The organism is Bartonella sp. AP20NXHL, assembly GCF_042196165.1.
GTDB lineage: Bacteria > Pseudomonadota > Alphaproteobacteria > Rhizobiales > Rhizobiaceae > Bartonella.
Window position 1 is genome coordinate 1 of record NZ_JBHIPV010000036.1, and the last position, 5,565, is coordinate 5,565.

The window sequence follows — 5,565 nt, forward strand, 5'->3', positions numbered from 1 at the left end:
ATGGTTATAGAAGCCGTAAGGACACTTTCATGCTTTAAAACGTCTACCTTTAAAGCAAATACATAAAAAGCTGCACGCATAGTGCAGCTTTTTTGCAAAATTTTCTTGATTTTTCATGCTTTTCAACACAACAAGAATTTTTGAAATCCACGTGAAGCTTTTATAATCGTGAGAAACAAGCTTCAAAATAAAAGATTTTTTTCAATAATTCTATTTTTTTATGTTTTTCCTTTAAAAAACTTCTTAAATGAAGTGTTGACTCCATCGATTATATATATGCCATTACAGCATAACAAATATGCGGCTCTTGCTCTATTTTTCCATTTAAGCCAAACGAATTTCACAAAAAAATATTTCTCTACGATCAACAACTTTTCTCAATGTGGAAAACATATCAATCTTACATCTCATGTAAGAGGGAGCATTATGCGGTTAACATTTCATCCACACACAATATGAGAGAATAAGTTGAATTCTCTGATACAAAGGGAATACCAACCTACCAAATTATCTATTCTCAACAAAGCAACACTCTCACCACTTCAATACCAGTATTTTAGTTTGAGTATACGAACACAATTTACATTCTAGATTAAATGTATCAAATAAATAATGAACATAAAATCTATGAATAAACAATGGTTTAACTTTACATGCTTCAAACAAAGGACAAAATTCTATAATCATGCGTTATTAATTCTTTTGTAAATATTTTTATCAGATATCAAAAATCGTACCATTGCTTTCAATACAAGAAACCGACATAAAAAGTTTCATATTGAATGACCAAATAGTTTTTTTACAAATTGCGACATTAGAGCAAAAGCTTCATTGGCTAATTATACGAAAAAATAAAATAGAAAATGCATTTTAATAAATATAAAAGCAAATTGTTTTATAAAAGAATATGTAAAAAACCATAGATCACCTTATGATCATGTTATTTATGATTCAGATATTGAGTTTAGTTTTGCACAATCGTTTGAAAAAAACGATGAGATTAAAGTTTATGCGCAATTGCCTAAATGGTTTAAAATTGATACACCTCTTGGATCATATACTCCCGATTGGGCTGTATTATTCGAGCAAGATGGGCAAGAAAAACTGTATTTTGTTGTGGAAAGCAAAGGAAGTATTTTCGAAGACATGTTGCGCGATCTGGAAAAAGCAAAAATCCATTGCGGTCATGAACATTTCAAAGCTTTGGGAGAAAATACCCAATATATTGTTTCTGATAATTATGAAACTTTTATCGATCAAGCACTTCAAAAAGATACCATAACAACTTGAAAAAATGTTTGGGCTATGGAAACAACCCTCCCCTGTTGTTTATAAAATGCACCTTTTTCCTACTCTATAATTTACAAGCCCTTCCTTATAACCGATTTTAATTTTTATTAAACAATCAAGAGATTGTCGAATATTTTCCAGAAAGGGCTGCACATTTAAGAAAAGAAAATTATAAACTATTGAGAATACATTTGACACCCAAACAATCATTTAAGCATAAAAAATGATATATAAACAAACATTGGATTTTTAAGTCAATAATTTGATTTATAAAGATTTTCACATTTTCCATGTTAAATAATAAATGCAAATGGAGCAGGCATGCACGTCTCGTGTAGGTTCTGCTTTTGCTCTCATGCAAAGTGAATTGACAGAAAACAGACTCCTCGATAAACTCATCAAAATCAGCTTAACTGATGGCTTCATTTTGGAGGAAGAGGGGTTTGTACACAAGAGAAGCATTTGGGGACCATCAGCACTTCCAATCACATTCATTCCAATATCAAAACCGCAGACATCACAAACACGTGTTAATTTTTAAAAGTCTGTGAATGGGGCGCAACCAATGTTTTAAAGAACATCTGTAGGGAGCACGATCATGCAAAAGGTAGATTCCTATACAAAAACAGAACGGTATGTCATATATACCGTCATTATTTCCAGCATACTTCCTCTGCTGGACGGAAGCATTGTTAATGTCATCCTTCCTAACCTTGCGCATTATTTTTCCGTGGAAGGAAATAATATACAATGGATTGTAACATCCTATTTTCTCGCCACCGTGCCAGGACTACTGATGGCAGCTTTTGTGCAAGGAAGAATAGGTATCAAAAGCACTTGGTTTCTTGCAAGCTTCATTTTTATGCTTGGATCACTGGGGGTAGGATTAAGCTATAGTTTTCCAACCATTATATCTGCCCGTATCGTTCAAGGTTTTGGGACCGGTCTTTTGCTACCCCTTAGTCAAACCATCATTGCCTTACAATTTGGACAGACACGAGTGCGCCAAGCCATGGGCACCATAGCCGTACCAACAGTTTTCGCTCCTGCCTTTGGTCCGCTGGTGGGCGCCTCACTTGCTCAGTATGTCTCTTGGCGTTTGTTATTTTTTATTAATATTCCGCTTATTTTATTGGCACTCACCCTTGGAGCAAAACATTTAAAGAACAACGAAACAACAAAAACAAAATTTAACTTATTTGCATTTTTAGCGTTTTCCATATCGCTTCTTTCGTTTTTTTACCTCACAGAAGCCAGAAACATCAATAACAAAAATCACTTATATATCCTAGCACTTATAGCGGTGATATCTCTCATATTATTCATTGTTTCTAATCAGAAAGCAAAAAACAAATTAATCGTCTTTAGCGGATTTCAAAATGCGCGCTATACATTACTCATGATCATGGGGCTTGTTGCTTCATTTCTTTTTTATAGCTTCCTCGTTTATTTCCCACTAGCCATTGCCATGGAACAAGCCCATGAAAATAGCCTTCTCATCATCGGTGCCCTCCTAGCTCTGCAAGGGGTAGGAGCATGGATCGGAAGGAAATTTATTTACCAAAAATGGAAAGAAAAATCTCCCTTTTTCATGATAGGAATTGGTTTAGTGACATCAAGCCTTGGGTTATTATGCTTCGGCTATAATATAAGCATGGATGGACTTGGATTCTTGCTAAGAGGCATAGGACTTGGCATCGCCACCATTGTCTGCCTTTCCGCCCCCATCCAATATGTCAACAGTTTATACGTCAAAGATACAGCCGTTATCACACGCATATTACAGCAAATAGGTGGTGCCTTAGGGGGTATATTCGCTGGCTTTTTGATCCATTCTCTGACAGAAGAATACTTGTCCTTAAACCAAACATATATCGTATTCTTCATATTCTCTATCGCTGCATTTTTACTGTTTTGCCTAGCCCTCCTCTTATCGCGTAAAGAGAAGAATTCCGATTTATGATATGCTTTATTTGAACACCCTATCCATAACATTGGCAATGGCATATAAAATCATACAGCATTTACCACTTTTCGAGAAACCAACACACTGAGACCTTGACCACAGCCTTCATCATTTTTATGAAAGAACACTAAACCGATAAGCTCCTTAAGCTCTAAAATTGATCACCTCCAGTAACGTACGGTGTTTGTAATTTTATGATACCTCTGTGCTTTTAGATCCCTCTAAAAACCTCTTGAAATATGGGATTTTCTGATCAGACCTTTGCAAAGATCCACGAAATTAAGCACGCATTTCAATGCGGAATAGTTCCATAAATGCGCTAACAGACGCCCTACCGCACCAGCATAGAATATAGAACCCGCCCCCGCGCACGCCCCTATAAATGCTAATCATCTTTTACCACACACCGCGATGTGAAAAATCGCACTGTATTACAAACTTGATAATGTTATTCACCCCTTTTCAAAGTCATTGAATCACTATGCTTTCATAACAGCAATAGGTCCAAATGAAACTGAAGAGACAAAAACAGCTGGTAAAGCAGCATCTTCTCTCCATTTCATTGTTAACTGTTATAAGAAATCTCCCCCACTTTAATAAAAAAGCCCTCTCTCATTGAGAGGGAAATTTTAAAAACATTGAAAATCATGATGCACAATGACAGACAGCAAACCATCTCTAAAAAGACTGTTTCTTGATTTTCACAGCGTACTCTTAGATTTCTCTAACATTTTCCTGCCTTTAGATTTTCCTTATAAAATTTACGGACAAAAGAAGCTTTTCAGAACTCTTTTACACATAACTTCATTGCTTCAAGCTCCCTTACAGACACGATAAACGCGTATATTTCCATCTACCAAGTATGCGAGCTTCACAGCGGATATAATGAAAACAGTCTTTTTATAGAAAACCGTAAGCTTTAACGGAATAAACGAGATTTTAAACTAGCCTCCCGCATTACTCATTACTCTATACCGGTTATGCAAATAAAGAGCCACATCTACTTTTTCTGACAAGCAAAGAACACACACAACATTTAGTAACATGCCATTATTGAAATTCTTGTCACAAAACCTTCCGTTCAGGGATTATGCGCATTGCCTGCTTCCTTCTCTCTAATAAACAATCTGCCAATAAAGAATGTTATTGCAGTTACGATAATACAAAATTATACTTCTGTTCTCATTCTATATTTTTCCAATTATCACGCATTATTCACCCCCTTCACTGCTTCACTGTTATAACAATGAAAGGAGAAAAAAATTAAAACACAATATGGCATTTCTCTTTCACAAATCTTATATAAGCCACAAAATTGTTGCGCGACTTTCTAAGCAAGGTCAGACAATAAAATCATACTCTAAAAACCACTCAACATACCACTTTTTGATATTACAAAGATACAAAATGCAACTATCGTCTCCGCAAACAATATCTCAGAAAAACAAAATCCCTCCTGCAACAATTAGGGCACTCTCTCAAATATTACCAAAGTACTATTGGCCAGAGAATTTGGATGCCTTATTCTTTTATACACCATCTGCTCCTCATGAGTACCTAAGTGATGATAAAGAAGTCACGATTAAGAAACGACTAGACACAATCAATGTAAAATGCAATGAACCGCTTGAAGTCCTTGGTCCCCTGCTTGGTGATTTTTTGGACAGCGAGTTTCATAAGTTAGTCGGATTCATATTTCAAGACATACCAGAAGATCAAATGCTACAACAGCTTAAAACAGATCAACGTAAAGTTTTAGAAACGTTAAAGAAAGATGGATTAGAATATCAGCGTGGAGGGCATCTTATCAAGAAGGAGTTGACCTCCACACAAGAATTGCAAAAAGCTGGTCTCCTCTCGATGGAAGAGCTAAAAAAACTTATTGCAGAGAAAGAACTTTCAGCAGTAGAAATCGAAATAAATAGAGCATTAGAAAATATAGAAAAAGATCCAAGGGAGGCAGTTCTATTTGCAGCAAATCTGTTGGAAGCCTCTTGCAAAGCTTATCTCGACCACCATTCTATCCCATATGCAGAAAACGCCCGTAATAATCTGCCCGCTTTATGGGAAGAAGTCGTTAAGAAAGCTAAGATCCATCCCGAAGATATGAAGCAAGAAAACTTAAAAAATCAAGATCTAGATGAAAATGACTTAAAAATGATCGCATCCGGTCTGTATCAAATTGTGCGCGGTACTATAAAGTTAAGAAACAAGAAAGGTGCAGCGCACGGCCGCTCAAAAAAGGATTTTGAACTAATCAATCTCAAGCCTCGCCATGCGCGTTTAACTTTTAATGCCGCCCATTCTCT

The 5,565-nt window shown here is 35.9% G+C and carries 3 protein-coding genes; all 3 read left to right on the top strand.

The features are described from left to right. The first annotated feature begins 897 nt into the window (after positions 1-897). On the top strand, positions 898-1,290 hold the full coding sequence (locus ACFILL_RS08630) for a hypothetical protein (protein ID WP_273790981.1): 393 nt from the start codon (positions 898-900) through the stop codon (positions 1,288-1,290). Between the two features lie 598 nt (positions 1,291-1,888). Continuing rightward, positions 1,889-3,253 carry an MFS transporter gene (locus ACFILL_RS08635; protein WP_375643766.1) on the top strand — a complete coding sequence of 455 codons (1,365 nt, stop codon included), beginning with the start codon at positions 1,889-1,891 and terminating at the stop codon, positions 3,251-3,253. A 1,278-nt stretch (positions 3,254-4,531) separates the two neighbouring features. Continuing rightward, on the top strand, positions 4,532-5,565 hold a 1,034-nt coding region (locus tag ACFILL_RS08640; RefSeq protein ID WP_375681095.1), incomplete at its 3' end, for an abortive infection family protein.

Excerpts from the sequence above, each read along its gene's own strand:
- ACFILL_RS08635 (WP_375643766.1), top strand. The coding sequence starts at position 1,889 with ATGCAAAAGGTAGATTCCTATACAAAAACAGAACGGTATGTCATATAT.